This is a genomic window from Asticcacaulis endophyticus, assembly GCF_014652575.1.
In the GTDB taxonomy this organism is placed as follows: Bacteria; Pseudomonadota; Alphaproteobacteria; order Caulobacterales; family Caulobacteraceae; genus Asticcacaulis; species Asticcacaulis endophyticus.
On record NZ_BMZB01000003.1, the window covers coordinates 309,991 to 327,493 of the forward strand.

Genomic DNA, 17,503 nt, shown 5'->3' on the forward strand with positions numbered 1-17,503 from the left:
CTGGATTAAAGTTTCGTATAAGCTTTTTTATAATATTGATTGAGTTCATTCATAATTACTGACTTAAACTCATCGGGTGTTGGGTCGCGCTCAATGATCCAGCCGTAAAGATCCTGATCCGGAACTTCGATCAAAACTTCGAAGATATCAAGTTCTTCTTCGGTCATGGTGCTTAGACGATCGTCCGCATAATTACCTAATATGATGTCCGCCTCTTTAAAGCCGCGACGCCATGCACGAAAAGATAATTTACGCTCACGCGCCAGACGATTTTCATTGCGGGCTTCGGTCATGAGTTTGTGGCTCCAGCCCTCCGAAAGAGGGGGATAAGGCGAATATAATGGATCTGCGGTGACTATTCATATGCATGACCATGCGGCATGATCAATTCCGATGAGACCGGAGATTCTGTTCCCCTATTACACGTCTTTATCCGCCCTGAAAGGGGTTGGACCTAAAATTGCGCCGCTTTTAATCAAGCACATTGGGGCGTTTGTTCGCGATCTGGTGTTCACACTCCCCGCGAATGTTATTGAGCGGCCAGTAACTACACTCGACAAAGCCATTGTGGGGCAGGTCCAGACAATTGAAATCACTATTAAAGCCTATCCCGGCAACCTGCGTGGACCTCAGCGCATAATGACCTCAGATCCCGACGGCGATCTTCAGTTGGTTTATTTTCATAAGATCAAAGGGTTTGAACAAAAACATCCTGTTGGGACTAAACGGTGGGTTAGCGGCCGCGTGGAAAGCTTTAACGGATCATTGCAGATCACTCATCCTGATTATGTGGTGGATGAAGATCATGCCTCAGATATTCCCCGCTATGAAACGATTTACCCCGCCACTCAGGCCATAAGTTCGCGGATGCTTCGCCGTTTTGTTAATTCGGCAATGGCAAACCTGCCGGATCTTCCGGAATGGATTGATGCTGAAATTCTGCGCAAAGAGGGGTGGTCCCCTTTCAACGCTTCGCTGCATGGCGCGCATGCCCCACAGGCTCTTACGGATATAGACCCCAACCATCTTTACCGACGCCGATTGGCCTATGATGAAGCTCTGGCGCATCAACTGGCGTTAAAGGGCCGAAAAGCTAACCGTCAGGCTAGCCCCGCCCTGATATTGAAAAGCTATGATTTAGCCAGCAAAGCGCAAGCCTGCCTGCCGTTCACGTTTACTGGCGCGCAACATCGCGCGCTGGAGGATATCCGGCACGATTTGTCGTCAGGTTATCGGATGAACCGACTGATCCAGGGTGATGTCGGTTCCGGTAAGACTCTGGTGGCGCTCATGGCCATGATCGACGTCGCCGATAATGGTTTTCAGAGTGTCATGATGGCGCCTACCGAAATTCTGGCACGGCAGCATTATGAAAAAACCCAGCCTATTCTTGAATCTCTTGGGCTGACATCTATTTTGATGACTGGACGCGACAAGGGCGCCGTGCGCGAACAAAAACGCGCCGCCGTCGCCACGGGTGAAGCCGCCATCATTTTTGGCACCCACGCCGTTTTTCAGGACGGCGTAGATTTCAAAGGATTGCAACTGGCCGTCATTGATGAGCAGCACCGCTTTGGCGTAGGTCAGCGCCAGAAGCTGTTCCTCAAGGGCGACAGCGTTCATTATCTTTCGATGTCGGCGACGCCCATACCGCGCACCTTGGCCCTTACGAGCTATGGTGAGGCGGATCTGAGCGTACTTGATGAAAAGCCGGCGGGACGTCAGCCTATACAAACGGCCGTCATTCCTCGTGCCCGCCTCGGAGATGTGTTTAATCGGTTGAAAACGGCTATTTCCGACGGCGCACAGGCCTATTGGATTTGCCCTCTGGTGGAGGAGACCGCCGAAAGCGACTTGATCGCGGTCGAGGCCCGTCACCGCGAGCTAACCGAGATTTTCGGGACAGAAATCGGTCTGGTTCACGGACGCATGCCGTCTATTGAGAAAGATGCCGTGGTCAGTCGGTTCGCGCGAAACGAACTTAAATTGCTGTGCGCAACGACCGTAGTTGAGGTTGGCATTGATGTGCCCAATGCTACGATCATTATCATCGAACAGGCTGAAAGGTTCGGTCTGGCGCAACTGCATCAGTTACGGGGACGCGTAGGGCGTGGATCGGATAAGAGTGTATGCATTCTGTTGTATGATGCGCCTTTAAGCAAAACAGCTCAGGCACGACTTGAACTTCTACGTGATACCGAAGATGGCTTTGCGATCGCCGAAGCCGACTGGAAACTGCGCGGTGAAGGTGATGTTCTGGGCGCAAAACAATCGGGCTTTCCAGACTACAGGTTTGTTGATTCGGAAAAGCATGGCGATTTGGTCGCTATGGCCGCCAGAGATGCCGTCTACATTCTTCAGCGAGAAAAAAGTTTGCCGCAGGCGCGACAACAAGCCTTGAATATCTTAAAGTATCTTTTTGACTGGAGAATAGAAGTCTCTGATAAAAATGACTAATTACCCTGCTTACTAGTCATGGCCCGAACTTTTTGATTATAGGGGAAATTATAGAGCCTATCACGAAAATCGGTTTTAAGATCGCCGTAAAAGAGATTGTAACTATTGACCTTCACGCGTGTGGTCCAGGTACCGTCGTCACGAAATGTTGGAGAATTAGGTCGCACGACATAAAGGATGCCGCCCCGGCAATGGGCACTGACCTTACGTGACACCAAGGCCGGCGGAGTGTCCCACTCCAGCCCCGTTGCATTAGCGGCCCCAAGGCTTTGGCGTTCGTCTGTATCCGCTTCGGAAACGCCCCCTATTAGCGGATTGACACAAAGAGTCTCTTCCTTACCCAAAACCACAAGATTATGGTTTTCATTCCAGATAAGCGCGCGACGCTCAGCCTGAAGCGCCTGATCAGGGCGTCCGTCATCGACGCTCAGATAAGCCAGTATGCACCCGGTTTCATTGCGATTTTGGCACGCCTTTATGCCTTTTGCGCCATTATAATCTGATGCAGGCACAAGGGTTTCAATCATATAAGCAGCTATCATTTGCGATGACAGTTGCGCGTCAGGCATGATTTTAGTTTTGATGAGGCGATCCAGCAATACACCACCCTGCTCCACGCCAACAACTACGAATCCGCGCGGGCTGCGTCGCTGACTCAAGAAGGCCTCGAACGCTTTTTCAACGTCCCCATAGGCAAATTGACGGGCTTCGCGGGCATCCTCGCGGCGGGTGAGCATGCTGTAAAGGCTGGCCTGCCGGTAACGCGGTGCGTAGACATTACCCTCCGTGGCAAAAGGCGCCGCATAGTTTGGTAGTTGCGCTTGTTCGATTTCAATCGTTGTGGCGCGATCATCAATCGCCCCCAGCCATTCTTTTCCGCCTGTATAGCTTGTGGCGTGGACAAAAAAGACATCGGCTTTGCGTGAGGACATTCCCCCCGATAAAGCCGGATTCATGTACCACGATGATGACTTACTATAATCGGGTGCAGCAGGGCGTCTATAAGTCTGGAATGGCACTTTAGGATCGAGATTGTGCCGCTTGATATCATCACTGAACAGAATCAGTGCCACCGCCAACACAGACGTAAGTGCCACGAGTGCAATAATGGCCCAATTGCCCTTTAACCAACCTGGTCTCAGCATGAACGTGCTATGGCCTCGTTTGATAATGCATGCATCATAAGCTCCCCTGCCCCGGTGGCAAAACACCTCCGGTTTCATATGATGACATTGCCGTCAGTTTTGATCCGTCTGAACTTTATACGTTTCTTTAGGCCAGCGTTTGTGCGCCCAAAACCATTCTTCCGGCCGCTTTAGGACGCAATCCTCAACAAACTTGCTAACCTTACAGACGGTTGTTTCAATGTCAGTTCCGCGATTGCCAGTATTATCGACTTCGATAGCGGGATGTACGATCACACGGAAACGGGCTTTGTGCGTACGCTCAACCGACATAGGCTGTAAAACCGTTCCAAAGCGCATAGCCAGACGCGTTGGGCCCGGCGCCGTGTAAACAACACTGTCGAAAAACGGCGTAGGGACGCCCTTGTTGAATTTCTGATCGTTCATTAGGGCAACGGATTCGCCGCGCCCCATAGCCAGCAGCAGATCCTTGGCACCATCACCACCTTTGGGTGCGAACAATCTTACACCATAACGAAAGCGGCCATCTTTAATACGTTGATCTACGTAAGGATTATTCGCTGCACGATAGGTCATGAGGCACGGCACTTTATAATCCACTATGGTAGATGGCATGATTTCCCAGTTCGCAAAATGACCGGAAATAAAAACTACCGGTGCATTTGCCTGCTCCAGTGCCTCTAGTCGCTCACCGCCCACCACCTCTACCCGTCCGTTAGAGATACGGATGCGGTCCATGATCGGAAATTCCGCAAATGTACGGCCCAGATTTTCCCATTGGGCGGTGACAATGTTCCGCTTCCAGGCCTCATCCTGATCTGGAAACGCTATATCGAGATTGCGGCGCACAGTCTTTTGCACACTGGTTAGAGGCCCAAAGGTCTTCAGCAACCATCCGCCTAAGTCTGACGCCGTATCTACGGGTAAGCTGCGGATCACGGCGACAAACAGGTCGTAAAAAACCGCTTCTATCCGCCAGCCTATATCCTGTAAAAATGTAGTTTTTTTAAGCGCCATAGATGAGTGAACTAATATAAAGCTTTAAAGGTCATGACACGTTGCCACTCTGGCTTAAGCCGTAGCGGGCTGCTGAGTTTTAAGCTTTGACTTGGCTATAGCGTCAAACTCAAGAAGTTCAGACACCAAGCTTTCAAACTGACTTAGTGGCACCATGTTTGGGCCATCAGACGGTGCATTATCGGGATCTTCGTGAGTTTCAATGAAGACGCCTGAAACGCCAACGGCTACGGCCGCGCGTGCCAGCACAGGTACGAATTCACGCTGCCCCCCCGAAGACGTGCCCTGCCCGCCCGGTTGTTGAACCGAATGGGTGGCATCAAATATAATCGGGCATCCAATTTCGCGCATAATGGGCAGACCGCGCATGTCGGAAATCAGCGTATTGTAGCCAAAAGACGTGCCGCGTTCGCAGACCATGGCGTTGGGATTGCCAGCACTGTTGATCTTGGCAATAACGTTTTTCATATCCCACGGCGCTAAAAACTGCCCTTTTTTCACATTGATAGCGCGCCCAGTCTGTGCGGCCGCAATCAGCAAATCGGTCTGACGGCAGAGAAATGCAGGAATCTGAATAACGTCAATGACATCCTTAATGATGTCGCAGTGTGCTGATTCGTGAACATCGGTCAGGGTCGGCAAACCCGTTGCTTCGCGTATTTCCTGAAAAATCTCCAGAGACTTTTCCATACCAATTCCGCGTTGCGCGCTGGCCGATGTGCGGTTGGCTTTATCGTAAGACGTTTTGTAAATCAGGCCGATATCCAGTCGGTCCGCGATATCTTTAAGCGCATACGCCGTTTCAAGCGCGTGCTCGCGACTTTGCATCTGGCATGGGCCGGCAATGATAGCGATTTTGTGAGTGCCGCCGATGACCACCGGCTTGCCCCATGGGGTTTTCACATTAATGACCGCATTCGGCTGTACCAAGGCCTATAACTCCTGAATTTTTACGGGACGCTAATCCCAAACTGTGATTTTGACGTATCAGATGGTCACTGCTAGTCGCTTTGGCAAGCGCTTTTTAAGAGTATCCGATCTATGAGCCAAAAACAGCCAAATAATGACCTTTCAACCTCCCCCGCCTGCCTGCTGTGGTTTCGATTTGATCTGAGGCTTATGGATCATGATGGCGTCAAGATGGCCCTGAAATCGGGCTTACCCGTTATTCCGATTTACATTTACGATGAAACACTTGGAACTCGTCCGTTAGGTGCGGCATCCAAATGGTGGCTGCACCGATCACTTATGGCTTTGGATAAGGATTTGAAAATGTGCGGGTCTCGCCTGATCGTCAGGAAGGGGAACGCAACCGAAATTCTTGAAACATTATCCGAAGAATACAATGTAAAAAGAATAATTTGCTCTCATAGTTTTGATCCAAAGCTTGAATTGCAGGATGAGTCTTTAAGCCGACGCCTTGAGACTAAGGGGATCAAATTTGATCGACTGAATACCTGCCTGCTATCCCCCCCGAATCATGTCCGCACAAAGACAGGTGACCCTTATCGCGTCTTCACACCATTCTATCGTGCACTCGTTGCGGGGGGCTACACTGAACGCCAAATCGAGCCGAATCAAACCGTCAACTGGCGCCCGCCTGTAAAATGGCCGGAAACAGAGCCGATCAGTGCGTTGGGACTGGATCACACAACAACAGCATCAGGCCGCAATTGGGCGGAAAGTTTTGACATCTGGACGCCAGGTGAAGCCGGCGCCCTGAAGCGGTTGGCTCATTTCATCGAAAACGGCCTTAAATATTATGCCGACTATCGCGATCGCACAGACATGGAGGCCACATCCAAGCTTTCGGCACATCTGCGTTTCGGAGAAATCAGCCCTCACAGGGTGCTTAAAGCCATCTACGAGGCGCAGTTTCACCATCCAAGCTTAACGGTTCATGCAGATAAGTTACGTTCAGAATTAGTTTGGCGGGAATTTTCGTATGGGCTTTTGGATCAGCAACCAAAGTTACACCAAGAAAACTTCAAAGCCGGTTTTGACGGCATAAAATGGCGCAATAATACCAAAGAATTCAGGGCATGGCAGAGTGGTACAACCGGTTATAGCTTAGTTGATGCGGGAATGCGCGAGCTATGGCAGACCGGGATCATGCATAATCGGGTGCGCATGATCACGGCGTCCTTTCTGATCAAGCATCTTTTGATTGACTGGCGATGGGGTGAAAACTGGTTCTGGGATTGCCTGGTCGATGCGGACCCCGCCAGCAACCCGGCAAGCTGGCAGTGGGTGGCGGGCTCAGGTGCGGATGCAGCCCCCTATTTTCGGATTTTCAATCCGATCACTCAGGCTGAAACCTTTGATCCGAAGGCTTTGTACCGGCGAAAATTCATACCGGGCTTTCAACCCGGCAGCCATAGCCAGAAATCTAAACACGCATCTGCGGGATTGTTTGATGAGGTTGAAACCGATCTGAACACCCACCCTATTGTCGATCACACCTTTGCACGAGAACGCGCGTTGGAAGCGTTTGATAACCGGCATAAATAGGCTAGACATATTACCTTCATAAGGTTCGGAGCCGACATGTCCTCATCTCAGATCGGTGTTGAGTGTCTTTCTAAATTGCTTTCAGCGCACGTGAAAATCATCGACGGCAGTTGGGCGCTGGACGGAACAGATATGAAAGCCTCCTTTTTAACGGCGCACATCACAACCGCGCAGTTCTTTGATATCGAGGCTATTCGCGACCACAATATAGACCTGCCACATATGGCCCCCTCACCGGCAAAGTTTGCAGAAGCTATGGGTGAGATGGGCATTTCCGAAACTGATCACGTGGTGATCTATGATCAGCAAGGTTTATTCTCGGCCGCGCGAGTTTGGTGGACATTCAAACTGATGGGGCACGCCAAAGTTCAGGTCCTTAAAGGCGGATTTCCGGCCTGGCAAGCAGCGGATCAATCTGTAACCGAAGACATACATAGCCCCAGGCAGGCCGCTTACAGGCCTGATTTTCAGGACCGCATGGTCATCGGAATGGATGAAATCATCGCGGGGCTTGATCATGATCAATTCATGATATTTGATGCTCGTCCCCGCGCGCGCTTTCACGGCCTGGTGCCTGAGCCCAGAGCCGGATTACGCGGCGGGCATATTCCTCAAAGCCACAGCCTGCCGTACACAGAACTGATTACAGAGGGCCAACTCAAGTCGAAAGATGAGTTGCACGCCATATTCGCCCAAACGGGCTTAACGCCTGACAAAACCGTTGTCACCACATGCGGTTCTGGGGTCACCGCCGCAATACTGGCTTTTGCATTGAGCGAAATCGGCCATGAAAAGGTGCGACTGTATGACGGTTCATGGGCGCAATGGGGGCAAGAACAGCTTAGCACCCCTATATCGATCTAAACTTAACGTGCCGGGGGCGCATAAATTAGGCCCGGCGGAGCGCCATTCCATTGTGCATTCAAGCCGCGATCCAGATTAAGCGGAGAGTGACGGCCAATATTTCTATCGAAAATTTCCCCATAGTTGCCGACGCGCTTTACAGCGTTATAGGCCCATCTAGCGTCAAGCCCCATGGCCTGGCCCCAACCGCTATCCCCACCGAGAAGCCTTACGGCCTCTGAGTTTTGAGCCGTTTTTATTTTATCGTCAACGTTCTGTGATGACACGCCGTATTCTTCGGCCAGCACGACCGCATTTAACGTCCAGCGCACGATGTCATCCCACTGCGCATCACCTTCGCGCACGACGGGCCCCAAAGGTTCCTTGGAAATCACATCCGGTAAGATGACATGGTTTTGAGGGTCATCCAGAGTTGTGCGCGCGGCAGCCAAGGCCGATATGTCGGAACTGAAGGCATCACAGGCTTCGCGGGCATATAGGCCGCGTGCCTCATCCTCAGTGGCCACGACGACCGGGGTATATTTAATGGATTTAGCCCGAAAATAGTCGGCCAGATTAAGCTCAGTTGTCGACCCGCTCTGAACACATATACGTGCGCCGTTTAGCTCCGTAGCACTGTTTAAGCGAAGGCTACGGCGCACCAGAAACCCTTGACCATCATAGTAGTTTATGCCGACAAAGTTTAAGCCCTCTGACGTATCACGTGACAATGTCCAGGATGAATTGCGCCATAACACATCGATCTGACCGCGTCGCAAAGCGTCAAAACGTTTATCGGTTTCCAATGGGACAAAATTGATACGGTCGGGATCACCAAATATGGCCGCAGCCATGGCCCGGCAAAAATCGACATCGAATCCTTTCCATTCGCCGCGATTATCTCGGTACGAAAACCCGATAAGCCCCGGATGAACCCCACAATTCAATCTGCCGCGCGCGCGCACGGCTTTTAAAGTGCCCCCATAGGTGCTTCGTGCCATTTTTTCAGCTGAGGCGCTATGCTCAGAAGATTTGGCTGCCGGCGCTGCCCTATCCCCAGAAGGTCCTGGCGAACAGGCAGCAACGAACATTGCCGCGGTCATTGCGACCGTCAAACCATAAGGTGTCAGATTATTGGAATGCCGCAACGGCATTGGGCCACCTTGATCCTCAGAAGGGTGAAGACCAAACCATAGGATGCTTCAAAACACGGGTCAAAGGCAATTAGCAGCTAATCTGACCATTTCGCGGCCCAACCTTACGGCCATTGGCGACCCCGGCAGGATTCGAACCTGCGACCGTCCGCTTAGAAGGCGGATGCTCTATCCAACTGAGCTACGGAGTCTTTTATGGCGTTTAAAAGCCTTAGTGCGTCCAGGACTGCCTGCGATTGTAGGCAAAGTTATCAGCATAGGCCTTAATGATCTTGGGCGGCACTTCAGGCTCGATCAGGCGAAAGGCAATGCCATGATGTTCGGCATAATTGATGGCCTGATCCTTGGTTTCAAAGGTCAGACGCACTTGCGCACGCGTATCGGCAGAACTAATCCACCCCATGAGCGGATCAGGATGACGCGCTGACGCAGGTTCAAACTCCAATACCCAATCCTGAGTCTTCGCCTTGCCCGACTGCATGGCGGTTTTAGCGGGTTTGAAAATGCGTGCAAACATACTCACGTCTCCTGCAAGAATCCGAAAAGGCTTCTCTTTGGCTAGTTACTATCAAAGTCCGGCAAAAGCAAACCCAGCCATATGGTTTGCACATTAAAAAAGCGGCTCTAAACGAACCGCTTTTTTAAATGGTCGGGGTGAGAGGATTCGAACCTCCGGCCTCCTCGTCCCGAACGAGGCGCGCTACCAGGCTGCGCCACACCCCGACGCTCTGGGAAGCGGTTGTTTAGTCGCCGCGCATTTCTTTGGCAAGAGTTACGCGTATAAATTCTTTTGGGTTTTTATTTTTCAGTGGAAGTCTGAAACTCAGACATAAAAAAAGCGGCTCGAAACGAACCGCTCTCTTTAAATGGTCGGGGCGAGAGGATTCGAACCTCCGACCTGCTGCACCCAAAACAGCTGCGCTACCAGGCTGCGCTACACCCCGACGTCTCTTGTGTAAGAGGCGCGCTTATTGCCACTTAAGCCTTTGCGCCGCAAGCCCTATTTGCTCACGTAAAGCAGGTTTTACGATTTTACTGTGAAAAAGGGGTGTATAATCTGATCTCCGACCTTAATGCCCATCTTGTCAGCAAGCCCCCCTTGGATTTCGAGCACCCCTTTGGCGGGCGCGAATGATGGTAACGGGGTCTCGTCAAACGGTTGCGCCTGTTTTTGAATGGAGACAATTCGGCCTTGGGGTGAAATGTAAATAATATCAAGAGGAATAACTGTATTCTTCATCCAGAAGGCACGCTCGGATGTATCCGGAAACTCAAACAGCATCCCCTGATCTTCCGGCAGATTTTTACGATACATCAGGCCCTGCTCACGCTCAGAAAAGTCATCGGCGATTTCAACCCGGAACTCATGCAAGGCGGTCGGCGTTTTTACGGTTAATGGCTCAAGCGCCGAATACGGCTTTATTTGAGCATTGTCAGCAAGCGGTTTTGCACATGCGCTAAGACCGGCGAACGCCACCGCCACAGATAGCATAACTGCGGTCAGGGATGATGCTACAGAGCCAGTTTTTAGATGAAGATTCGGCATAAAAAATACCTTCCTGAATAACTCAGGAATGTATGACATAGAGACTCACCTATGGCCAGAGTAACCCGGCCACAATGCAATCAGGCAAAAGCCTTGGGCTGAACTTCCGTAACAACCAGGCCTTTAGGGCCTTCCCCAAAACGAACCATGATAATTTCACCTTGCTGGACATCTTCGAGCCCAAAGCGGCGAAGCGTCTCAATATGAATGAAAATGTCGGTCGGATCATTTCCGCGCACAACGAAACCGTAGCCTTTGGTACGATTAAACCATTTTATGGTGGCGGCTTCCAAGTCGCCCACGGTTATGGCGTTTACGGCGGCACTGGAATGAGGCTTTGCATCTGATACAGTCGAACGTACCGGCGAGACAGCACCTTGTTCACCCAAATGATCAATCTGGATAACCTGCCATCCTTTAGCGCGTTTAGCGATCTTACAGCTTATCTCAGCACCTTCGTTCGCCGCGTCACGACCGATGTCGCGTAAACTTGAAATATGCAAAAGCACATCACGCATACTGGTGAGTGAAGAATCCTGCGGGACAATAAATCCGTAACCCTTGGTTGTATCAAACCACTTGACATGACCATTGATTTCGACGAGCGGCTCAGCTTCAGCTCGATTATTCAATTCGTACAAACTCATAATCCCTCACCACGCCATATAACTTCATCAAGCATAAATATTAATAACACGGATATCCCAAAATAGGGAGGCTCTTTTGATTCTTTTTCTCAAAAAATGCGAAAGTATCCCCCGTGCAACAACCCCCGGTAACCCTGCGCTGTCATCACGGCTTAAGGTTAATCGAACACGTAATATATATTAAATTTAGCGAATATGTCAGTCTTGTTTCAAAACCTTTGCGATAGTGGCTTAAAATCAACACTATCGTTTTTCAGGGAAACAGTCAGGCGCTGGTAGTCCCTAGGGGAGTCGAACCCCTCTCTTCAGGTTGAAAACCTGACGTCCTAACCGATAGACGAAGGGACCACGTGCGCATCTATTAAGCCGTTTAACCGGCAATCTCTTGGTAGTCCCTAGGGGAGTCGAACCCCTCTCTTCAGGTTGAAAACCTGACGTCCTAACCGATAGACGAAGGGACCACATCAAGAGGTGCGCTTGATAGCGTCACAAAATAAACGATGCAAGCCTTATTTTCGGTATTTTAAATCGACTTGTGAATATCTAAGTTCGGACTTGGGCGACGTCCTCGATCTCAAGCTGCACCCCTTTGCGGCCCATATAATCGTCCGCTTTCAATCGTCCGGCGACATGTACCCGGCCGGGCGGGCGAAGCAGCATCTCTCCAATAGCGGTATCTTCTGCGCGCCAGGCTATAGCCTTTATTCTATGGCCGCGGTCATCATCCAGTTGAACCCGAATGTGGCCGCCCTTCATGACAGTCGCATAGCTGACAAGCATATGAGAGAAGGCAAACACGGGCTCCGGGTTACCTTGTCCGAACGGTGCCATAATCTCAAATTGCTCCAGAAGATCACGCGTAGCCCCGGCACAGCTTAGGGCGGCGTCTATTTCCAGCCTCTCCCGCACGGCTTCATTACCTACTTGCTGGCGCACCTGCGCGTTCAGAAAACTGCGCAATTCATCAATCCTATCGCGCATGACGCTAAGTCCCGCCGCCATAGCATGGCCGCCACCGGAAATAGCGATACCGGCCTCAAAGGCAGCCCCCACGGCATGGCCCAGATTTATCCCCGGCTGAGACCGCCCGGAGCCCTTGCCTATCCCCGAAATGGGATCAATGCCGATAACGATAACCGGCTTACGCCAACGCTCACGTAAACGACCGGCGACGATTCCGATGACCCCCGGATGCCAGCCCTCATGAGCCACGATAATTACATCATCGTCCTTAGCCAGCAGATTTTCGCGCTCAGCTATGGCAATCGCCTGCTCCAGCACTTCAGCTTCGACCTCACGACGGGTCTTGTTGAGTTCATCCAGTTCCTGCGCCAGAAGCCGCGCTTCACCCGCGTCATCAGTTGACAGTAGCCGCACCCCAAGATCGGCGCGCCCTACCCGGCCGCCAGCATTTATCCGGGGACCAATGACAAAACCTGAATGAAAAACGCTCATCAGGCTGTTGGCGCCATCCTTTTGTTTAAGATCCAACCCCGCCACTTCAATCAGTGCCTTGATGCCGGTATTATCAAGGCGCGACATGACCTTAAGCCCCTGCGAAGCCAGCGCACGGTTAAAGCCGGTAAGCGCCGTGACGTCACAAATGGCCCCAAGGGCCGCCAGATCCAGCCACTGGCGCAAATCCGGTTTGGCGCGTGCGGCAAAAAGCCCTCGCCGCTCGGCCTCACGATTGAGGGCCGCCAGAACCACGAACACAACACCAGCCGCGGCCAGGTTTCCTTGCCCGGACTGACAGTCTGGTCGGTTAGGGTTTACGACGGCCAGACATTTCGGTGGGGCTTCACGCATCAGGTGGTGATCAATCACAACTACATCAAGGCCAATGGATGCCGCATACTCAAGGGCATGATGCGCCGAAGCCCCGCAATCAACTGTGACCACCAGATCAGCGCCATTGGCTTTTAATGTATCAAAGGCCGCGACAGACGGTCCATACCCCTCCGTCAGCCGGTCAGGCACGTAGACCTGAAGTTCATGACCCATATGACGATACCAGCGCACCAACTGGGCGGCACTGGTCGCACCATCGACATCGTAATCCGCAAAAACGTAGATCGACTTGTTATGTTCCAGCGCATCCAGCATGGCCGCAACCAGAACCGGCATGTCCGCAAACCCTTCCGGATCGGGAAACAAGGCCTTCAGGGTCGGTTGCAGGTAATCCTCAAGCCCCTCTGGGGTAATACCGCGACCCGCAATGGATTGGGCTATCGGCTCCAGATACGCTCCGGGTATCTCGCCTTTCATGGTAAGCAGATTTGTGATCCGATGCACATCATCTGACGGAGTGTTCAGGCCGTGACGTTGACTCCAGATGCGCCCCGTTGCGGAACGGCTTACATCAAGATAGGCGGTAATAGTCTGAGAATCTGGCGTCACAATATGTCCATCAAAGGGGTCTGCGCATCGATAACTTACGGATCGTGCGGGTCTTTGACATCATAACCAGAGTCTCAGTTGTGACAAACGCTTCCCCACGTCCTGACAGTTCTTTTTGAACCCCCTTCAAGAGGGCGCCGTGGGTTACACCGGTCGCTATAAAAACAGCATCAGAGCTTACCAGATCGTCCAGCATGTATTTGCGGTCGAAATCAGTTACACCCAACCTGACGGCGCGACCGCGCTCATCATCGTTTCTAAACACCAGACGCCCCTGAAATTGCCCGCCAACACATTTTAAGGCGGCGCAGGCCAAAACACCTTCCGGCGCGCCCCCCTGACCAAGATAAATATCAATAGCCGTTTCAGGCTGAGCCGTGTGAATGACGCCGGCCACGTCGCCATCAGTTATAAGGTGAACCCGCGCGCCTGATTTACGAAGTGACGAAATGATCTGCTCGTGACGGGGTCTATCCAACACGCACGCCACGATTTCATTGACCTTTACCCCCTTGGCTTTAGCAAGGTTATGGACATTTTCTTCAGGTGTCGCATCCAGATCTATAGTGCCTTCGGGATAACCGGGACCGATAGCTATTTTGTCCATATAGGTGTCGGGCGCATGCAAAAGCCCCCCGCGCGGGGCAAAAGCGATTACCGCCAACGCATTAGCCATCGCCTTTGCCGCAAGCGTGGTGCCCTCTAGTGGATCAAGGGCTATATCAATCTGCGGCCCTTTGCCCGTGCCGACGGTTTCCCCGATATAAAGCATCGGGGCCTCGTCGCGCTCTCCTTCGCCTATAACAATGCGGCCATCCATATCGATAGAATTAAGCGCCGTACGCATAGCATCAACGGCCGCCTGATCTGCGGCCTTTTCATCACCGCCCCCCACCTGAGAAAAGGCCGCAATAGCAGCTTCTTCAGCCACACGCACGACGTCAAGGCTGAGCGTAAAATCTGTAATTGGCATGTTTTTCTTATGCTTCCTGGCCTGAGTTTAGTTTTTAAATTATGTTATCTGTCTGGAGATGGCGGGAGAGCTACCCTGGCGCGGGTAGACAGAGCAAACTGATGGATGTCACCGCAATTGTTCTTTGTCACGGGCTGGCTAAGATCGGCATTGAGACGCGCACGGACGCTTGAGCTGTAGGAGGCGGGGTCGATAGCATCCCACTTCAGACCCGTCACGGCTTGCTCCAGTGTATCCTCGCGAGCTTTGATATCGCTCACCCGCTGTTTGATATCGGATGATGTCGGAATATTGTCAGGCGCCGCGGGAAAATTGGACCATTTGGGAAAGCCCTTTTCATCACGCTCAATATCCCTGACAACTGTCGCGGTGGGAATTGATGGGGCCGATTCTGGCGCATCTGATGTCGTGACTAAAGGCGCAGCCGCGACAGAAGGTGTATCGGCACGGCAGATAACATCGCCTCGAATAGGGGCTTGTGTCTGCGAAAATGCCGAATGCGGCAGCAGGCCTAATGCACTAAGCGCAATAATAGAAATGTAACGCCTATTCATATCAGCGGCTCCTTTGTGTGAGCTTACCATACGCCCTCACCAGATCGGCAGTAATAAAACCCTATGACACGATCTGAAAGGAAAAAAATGACCTAACGATGTCACACAATCTGCCCATCGCCTGATTATGTTGATATGATCACTCAAAAGGTCATAATTCATAGCAAAGGGATTTACATGCCGCCTGCCCGCCCCCCTAAAGCGAAATCCCAAACTGGCTCTGCTCCGAAGTTACAGACCGAAACAAAAACATTAGAAAAAGATAGTAACAATAAGACTAAAAAGGTTTTATTGGCTAAAGAAGAAGCGCCCTCGCGCAAGGCGCCTCCGAAAAAATCTACTCCCAAAGCATCCATAAAACCAACGTCAGATGAGGCAGAACATCACAAATCGCCTCAGCCACAGCCTGATATACCTAAAGATGGCACGGCTTCAGCATTTAATCCGGATGCCCTGAAAAATCTTGAAGACCTGTCACTAAATCTGGCCAAGGCGGCGATGACGGCACAGAGCGCTCTGGCTCAAACCCTATTCAAACCTCATGATGTGACGGAGAATGTGCCGTCCGATCCGTTTCAGGTCGGCCCCGCCATGACCACAGTGGCCAATGCTCTGGCGTCAAATCCTGATAAGCTCGTTAATGCGCAAACCGAACTCATGACGGGCTACTTACAGCTTTGGGCTGCTATGACCCGGCGCAGTCTCGGCGCCGATGACAATACCGAAATGCCCTCAGCCAAAATCAAGGATAAACGGTTTTCTGATCCCAGGTGGGAGCAAAATGTCATTTTCGATATGATGCGGCAATCCTATTTGCTGTCGTCTAACTGGTTAAACAACCTTATTTCATCCGTAGAAGGCATTGATCCCATTGCTAAAAGGCGTGCCGAGTTTTTCACAAAACTGGTAACCGATGCCTTTTCACCGTCAAATTTCCTGATGTCCAACCCGGCCGCACTCGACACGCTAATGAGCACAAACGGCGAAAGTCTGGTCAAGGGGATGCAGAAATTTGCCGAGGATCTCGCGCGCGGTGATGGCAAGCTCAAGATTTCACAAGCTGACTACGCACACTTTGAAGTCGGCAAGAACGTCGCCACGACGCCGGGAAAAGTTATTTATCGAAATGCCTTTTTTGAACTTTTGCAGTACACGCCTACGACCGAAAACGTGCGTGAAATCCCCCTGCTCATTTTCCCGCCGTGGATCAACAAGTTCTACATACTTGATCTACAACCTAAGAACTCCCTGATTAAATGGCTGACAGATCAGGGATTTTCAGTTTTCGTGACCTCCTGGGTAAACCCAGATGCATCTATGAAGGATGTCACCTTTGAGGACTATCTTACCCAAGGTGTCTATGAAGCCATAAAGCAAGTCATGGCCCAGTGCGGTACCAAAACCGTTAATGCTGTCGGTTACTGCATCGGCGGGACGTTATTGGGCACGGCTCTGGCTCATATGGCCGCCAAAGGTGACAAAAGCATAGGCTCAGCCACCTTTTTTACAGCTCAGCACGACTTCTCCGAAGCGGGCGATTTGCTCCTTTTTACCAACAACGCATGGATCGACGAGCTGGAGCGGCAGATGGATGCGGCGGGCGGGGTTTTGCCGGGTGCGGCTATGGCCGATACGTTCAACGCTTTGCGCGCCAATGATCTTGTCTGGTCATTCTTTGTGAATAACTACCTGATGGGTAAGGACCTTACGGCATTTGATCTGTTGTGTTGGAACGCTGATCAAACGCGTATGCCCAAGGCATTGCATATGTTTTATCTGCGTAAATTCTACAATGAAAACGCCCTTTCCAAAGGCGAACTGGAACTGGGCGGCATTAAGATTGATCTTAAAAACGTAAAAATTCCGATATTTACTCAGGCCGGTCGCGAAGATCACATTGCCCCCCCTCTATCTGTGTTTAAAGGGGCGAAAATGTTTGGCGGAGACGTCACCTATGTTCTCGCCGGGTCAGGGCACATTGCCGGTGTCGTCAATCCACCCGCCGCGCATAAGTACATGCACTGGATCAATGATAATCTGTCTACCGCGGCAAGTTATGATGACTGGTTCTCAAAAGCGTCCGAGCATGCCGGATCATGGTGGCCCTATTGGGCTGAGTGGCTGCATGCCAAATCCGGTGATTGGGTTGAGGCGCGCGATCCCTCCAAAGGCCAGCTCAAACCCATTATGGACGCACCGGGCAGCTATGTGATGGTCAAATCCTAAGCTGGACTTGTATATTGTATACACTCAAAG

The 17,503-nt window shown here is 51.5% G+C and carries 15 protein-coding genes and 5 tRNA genes; 4 read left to right on the forward strand and 16 right to left on the reverse strand.

Annotated features, from left to right (window positions below; genetic code table 11):
• Positions 1–5 precede the first annotated feature (5 nt).
• Entirely contained in the window at positions 6–293 is a 288-nt protein-coding gene (locus tag IE102_RS12565) for a succinate dehydrogenase assembly factor 2 (protein ID WP_189487196.1), read from the reverse strand.
• Between the two features lie 100 nt (positions 294–393).
• On the opposite strand from IE102_RS12565, the gene recG reads away from it, so the two are divergent.
• Entirely contained in the window at positions 394–2,457 is a 2,064-nt protein-coding gene (recG, locus tag IE102_RS12570; RefSeq protein WP_189487198.1) for an ATP-dependent DNA helicase RecG, read from the forward strand.
• Here recG and IE102_RS12575 read toward each other — a convergent pair.
• The 3 genes from IE102_RS12575 to kdsA all read right to left on the reverse strand — a co-directional run bounded on the left by IE102_RS12575 (position 2,454) and on the right by kdsA (position 5,549).
• On the reverse strand, positions 2,454–3,602 hold the full coding sequence (locus IE102_RS12575; RefSeq protein ID WP_189487421.1) for a DUF3089 domain-containing protein: 1,149 nt from the start codon (positions 3,600–3,602) through the stop codon (positions 2,454–2,456). The genes recG and IE102_RS12575 overlap by 4 nt on opposite strands.
• Positions 3,603–3,695: 93 nt before the next feature.
• Complete coding sequence (locus tag IE102_RS12580; RefSeq protein ID WP_189487200.1) at positions 3,696–4,619, reverse strand: lysophospholipid acyltransferase family protein; 924 nt, start codon at positions 4,617–4,619, stop codon at positions 3,696–3,698.
• Positions 4,620–4,673: 54 nt separating this feature from the next.
• The gene (gene kdsA, locus IE102_RS12585; protein WP_189487202.1) at positions 4,674–5,549 is read right to left on the reverse strand and encodes a 3-deoxy-8-phosphooctulonate synthase; all 876 of its coding nucleotides are present in this window, start codon (positions 5,547–5,549) and stop codon (positions 4,674–4,676) included.
• Positions 5,550–5,660: 111 nt separating this feature from the next.
• Between kdsA and IE102_RS12590 the strand changes: the two genes are divergently transcribed.
• Both IE102_RS12590 and sseA read left to right on the forward strand, forming a co-directional pair.
• A complete protein-coding gene (locus IE102_RS12590; RefSeq protein WP_189487204.1) occupies positions 5,661–7,130 on the forward strand; it encodes a cryptochrome/photolyase family protein in 1,470 nt (489 codons plus the stop codon).
• Between the two features lie 36 nt (positions 7,131–7,166).
• Entirely contained in the window at positions 7,167–7,994 is an 828-nt protein-coding gene (gene sseA / locus IE102_RS12595) for a 3-mercaptopyruvate sulfurtransferase (RefSeq protein WP_189487206.1), read from the forward strand.
• Between the two features lie 2 nt (positions 7,995–7,996).
• Here sseA and IE102_RS12600 read toward each other — a convergent pair whose 3' ends face one another.
• From IE102_RS12600 to IE102_RS12655, 12 genes are all read right to left on the reverse strand, one after another.
• Positions 7,997–8,974 carry an amino acid ABC transporter substrate-binding protein gene (locus IE102_RS12600; protein WP_229807740.1) on the reverse strand — a complete coding sequence of 326 codons (978 nt, stop codon included), beginning with the start codon at positions 8,972–8,974 and terminating at the stop codon, positions 7,997–7,999.
• Between the two features lie 267 nt (positions 8,975–9,241).
• Positions 9,242–9,318: transfer RNA gene (locus tag IE102_RS12605), tRNA-Arg, on the reverse strand.
• A gap of 20 nt (positions 9,319–9,338) precedes the next feature.
• Positions 9,339–9,644 carry an ETC complex I subunit gene (locus tag IE102_RS12610; protein WP_189487208.1) on the reverse strand — a complete coding sequence of 102 codons (306 nt, stop codon included), beginning with the start codon at positions 9,642–9,644 and terminating at the stop codon, positions 9,339–9,341.
• 129 nt (positions 9,645–9,773) lie between these two features.
• Positions 9,774–9,850, reverse strand: a tRNA-Pro gene (locus IE102_RS12615).
• A gap of 144 nt (positions 9,851–9,994) precedes the next feature.
• Positions 9,995–10,071: transfer RNA gene (locus tag IE102_RS12620), tRNA-Pro, on the reverse strand.
• 80 nt (positions 10,072–10,151) lie between these two features.
• Positions 10,152–10,712: a DUF192 domain-containing protein gene (locus IE102_RS12625; protein WP_229807741.1), complete on the reverse strand. Its 561-nt coding sequence runs from the start codon at positions 10,710–10,712 to the stop codon at positions 10,152–10,154.
• 41 nt (positions 10,713–10,753) lie between these two features.
• On the reverse strand, positions 10,754–11,320 hold the full coding sequence (locus IE102_RS12630) for a cold-shock protein (RefSeq protein ID WP_189487210.1): 567 nt from the start codon (positions 11,318–11,320) through the stop codon (positions 10,754–10,756).
• Between the two features lie 273 nt (positions 11,321–11,593).
• Positions 11,594–11,668: transfer RNA gene (locus IE102_RS12635), tRNA-Glu, on the reverse strand.
• Between the two features lie 38 nt (positions 11,669–11,706).
• Positions 11,707–11,781, reverse strand: a tRNA-Glu gene (locus tag IE102_RS12640).
• Positions 11,782–11,863: 82 nt separating this feature from the next.
• Positions 11,864–13,588: a single-stranded-DNA-specific exonuclease RecJ gene (recJ, locus tag IE102_RS12645; protein ID WP_229807756.1), complete on the reverse strand. Its 1,725-nt coding sequence runs from the start codon at positions 13,586–13,588 to the stop codon at positions 11,864–11,866.
• A 142-nt stretch (positions 13,589–13,730) separates the two neighbouring features.
• Entirely contained in the window at positions 13,731–14,693 is a 963-nt protein-coding gene (gene glpX, locus IE102_RS12650; RefSeq protein ID WP_189487212.1) for a class II fructose-bisphosphatase, read from the reverse strand.
• 44 nt (positions 14,694–14,737) lie between these two features.
• The gene (locus IE102_RS12655) at positions 14,738–15,247 is read right to left on the reverse strand and encodes a hypothetical protein (protein WP_189487213.1); all 510 of its coding nucleotides are present in this window, start codon (positions 15,245–15,247) and stop codon (positions 14,738–14,740) included.
• 177 nt (positions 15,248–15,424) lie between these two features.
• Between IE102_RS12655 and phaC the strand changes: the two genes are divergently transcribed.
• The gene (gene phaC / locus IE102_RS12660; protein WP_189487214.1) at positions 15,425–17,473 is read left to right on the forward strand and encodes a class I poly(R)-hydroxyalkanoic acid synthase; all 2,049 of its coding nucleotides are present in this window, start codon (positions 15,425–15,427) and stop codon (positions 17,471–17,473) included.
• The last annotated feature ends 30 nt before the right edge of the window (positions 17,474–17,503 follow it).

Bases quoted from the DNA above. Each gene is read 5' to 3' on its own strand.
- IE102_RS12565 (WP_189487196.1), bottom strand. From the start codon at position 293: ATGACCGAAGCCCGCAATGAAAATCGTCTGGCGCGTGAGCGTAAATTA.
- recG (WP_189487198.1), top strand. From the start codon at position 394: ATGAGACCGGAGATTCTGTTCCCCTATTACACGTCTTTATCCGCCCTG.
- IE102_RS12575 (WP_189487421.1), bottom strand. From the start codon at position 3,602: ATGCTGAGACCAGGTTGGTTAAAGGGCAATTGGGCCATTATTGCACTC.
- IE102_RS12580 (WP_189487200.1), bottom strand. From the start codon at position 4,619: ATGGCGCTTAAAAAAACTACATTTTTACAGGATATAGGCTGGCGGATA.
- IE102_RS12590 (WP_189487204.1), top strand. From the start codon at position 5,661: ATGAGCCAAAAACAGCCAAATAATGACCTTTCAACCTCCCCCGCCTGC.
- sseA (WP_189487206.1), top strand. From the start codon at position 7,167: ATGTCCTCATCTCAGATCGGTGTTGAGTGTCTTTCTAAATTGCTTTCA.
- IE102_RS12600 (WP_229807740.1), bottom strand. From the start codon at position 8,974: ATGGCACGAAGCACCTATGGGGGCACTTTAAAAGCCGTGCGCGCGCGC.
- IE102_RS12610 (WP_189487208.1), bottom strand. From the start codon at position 9,644: ATGTTTGCACGCATTTTCAAACCCGCTAAAACCGCCATGCAGTCGGGC.
- IE102_RS12625 (WP_229807741.1), bottom strand. From the start codon at position 10,712: ATGTCATACATTCCTGAGTTATTCAGGAAGGTATTTTTTATGCCGAAT.
- IE102_RS12630 (WP_189487210.1), bottom strand. From the start codon at position 11,320: ATGAGTTTGTACGAATTGAATAATCGAGCTGAAGCTGAGCCGCTCGTC.
- recJ (WP_229807756.1), bottom strand. From the start codon at position 13,588: ATGAAAGGCGAGATACCCGGAGCGTATCTGGAGCCGATAGCCCAATCC.
- glpX (WP_189487212.1), bottom strand. From the start codon at position 14,693: ATGCCAATTACAGATTTTACGCTCAGCCTTGACGTCGTGCGTGTGGCT.
- IE102_RS12655 (WP_189487213.1), bottom strand. From the start codon at position 15,247: ATGAATAGGCGTTACATTTCTATTATTGCGCTTAGTGCATTAGGCCTG.
- phaC (WP_189487214.1), top strand. From the start codon at position 15,425: ATGCCGCCTGCCCGCCCCCCTAAAGCGAAATCCCAAACTGGCTCTGCT.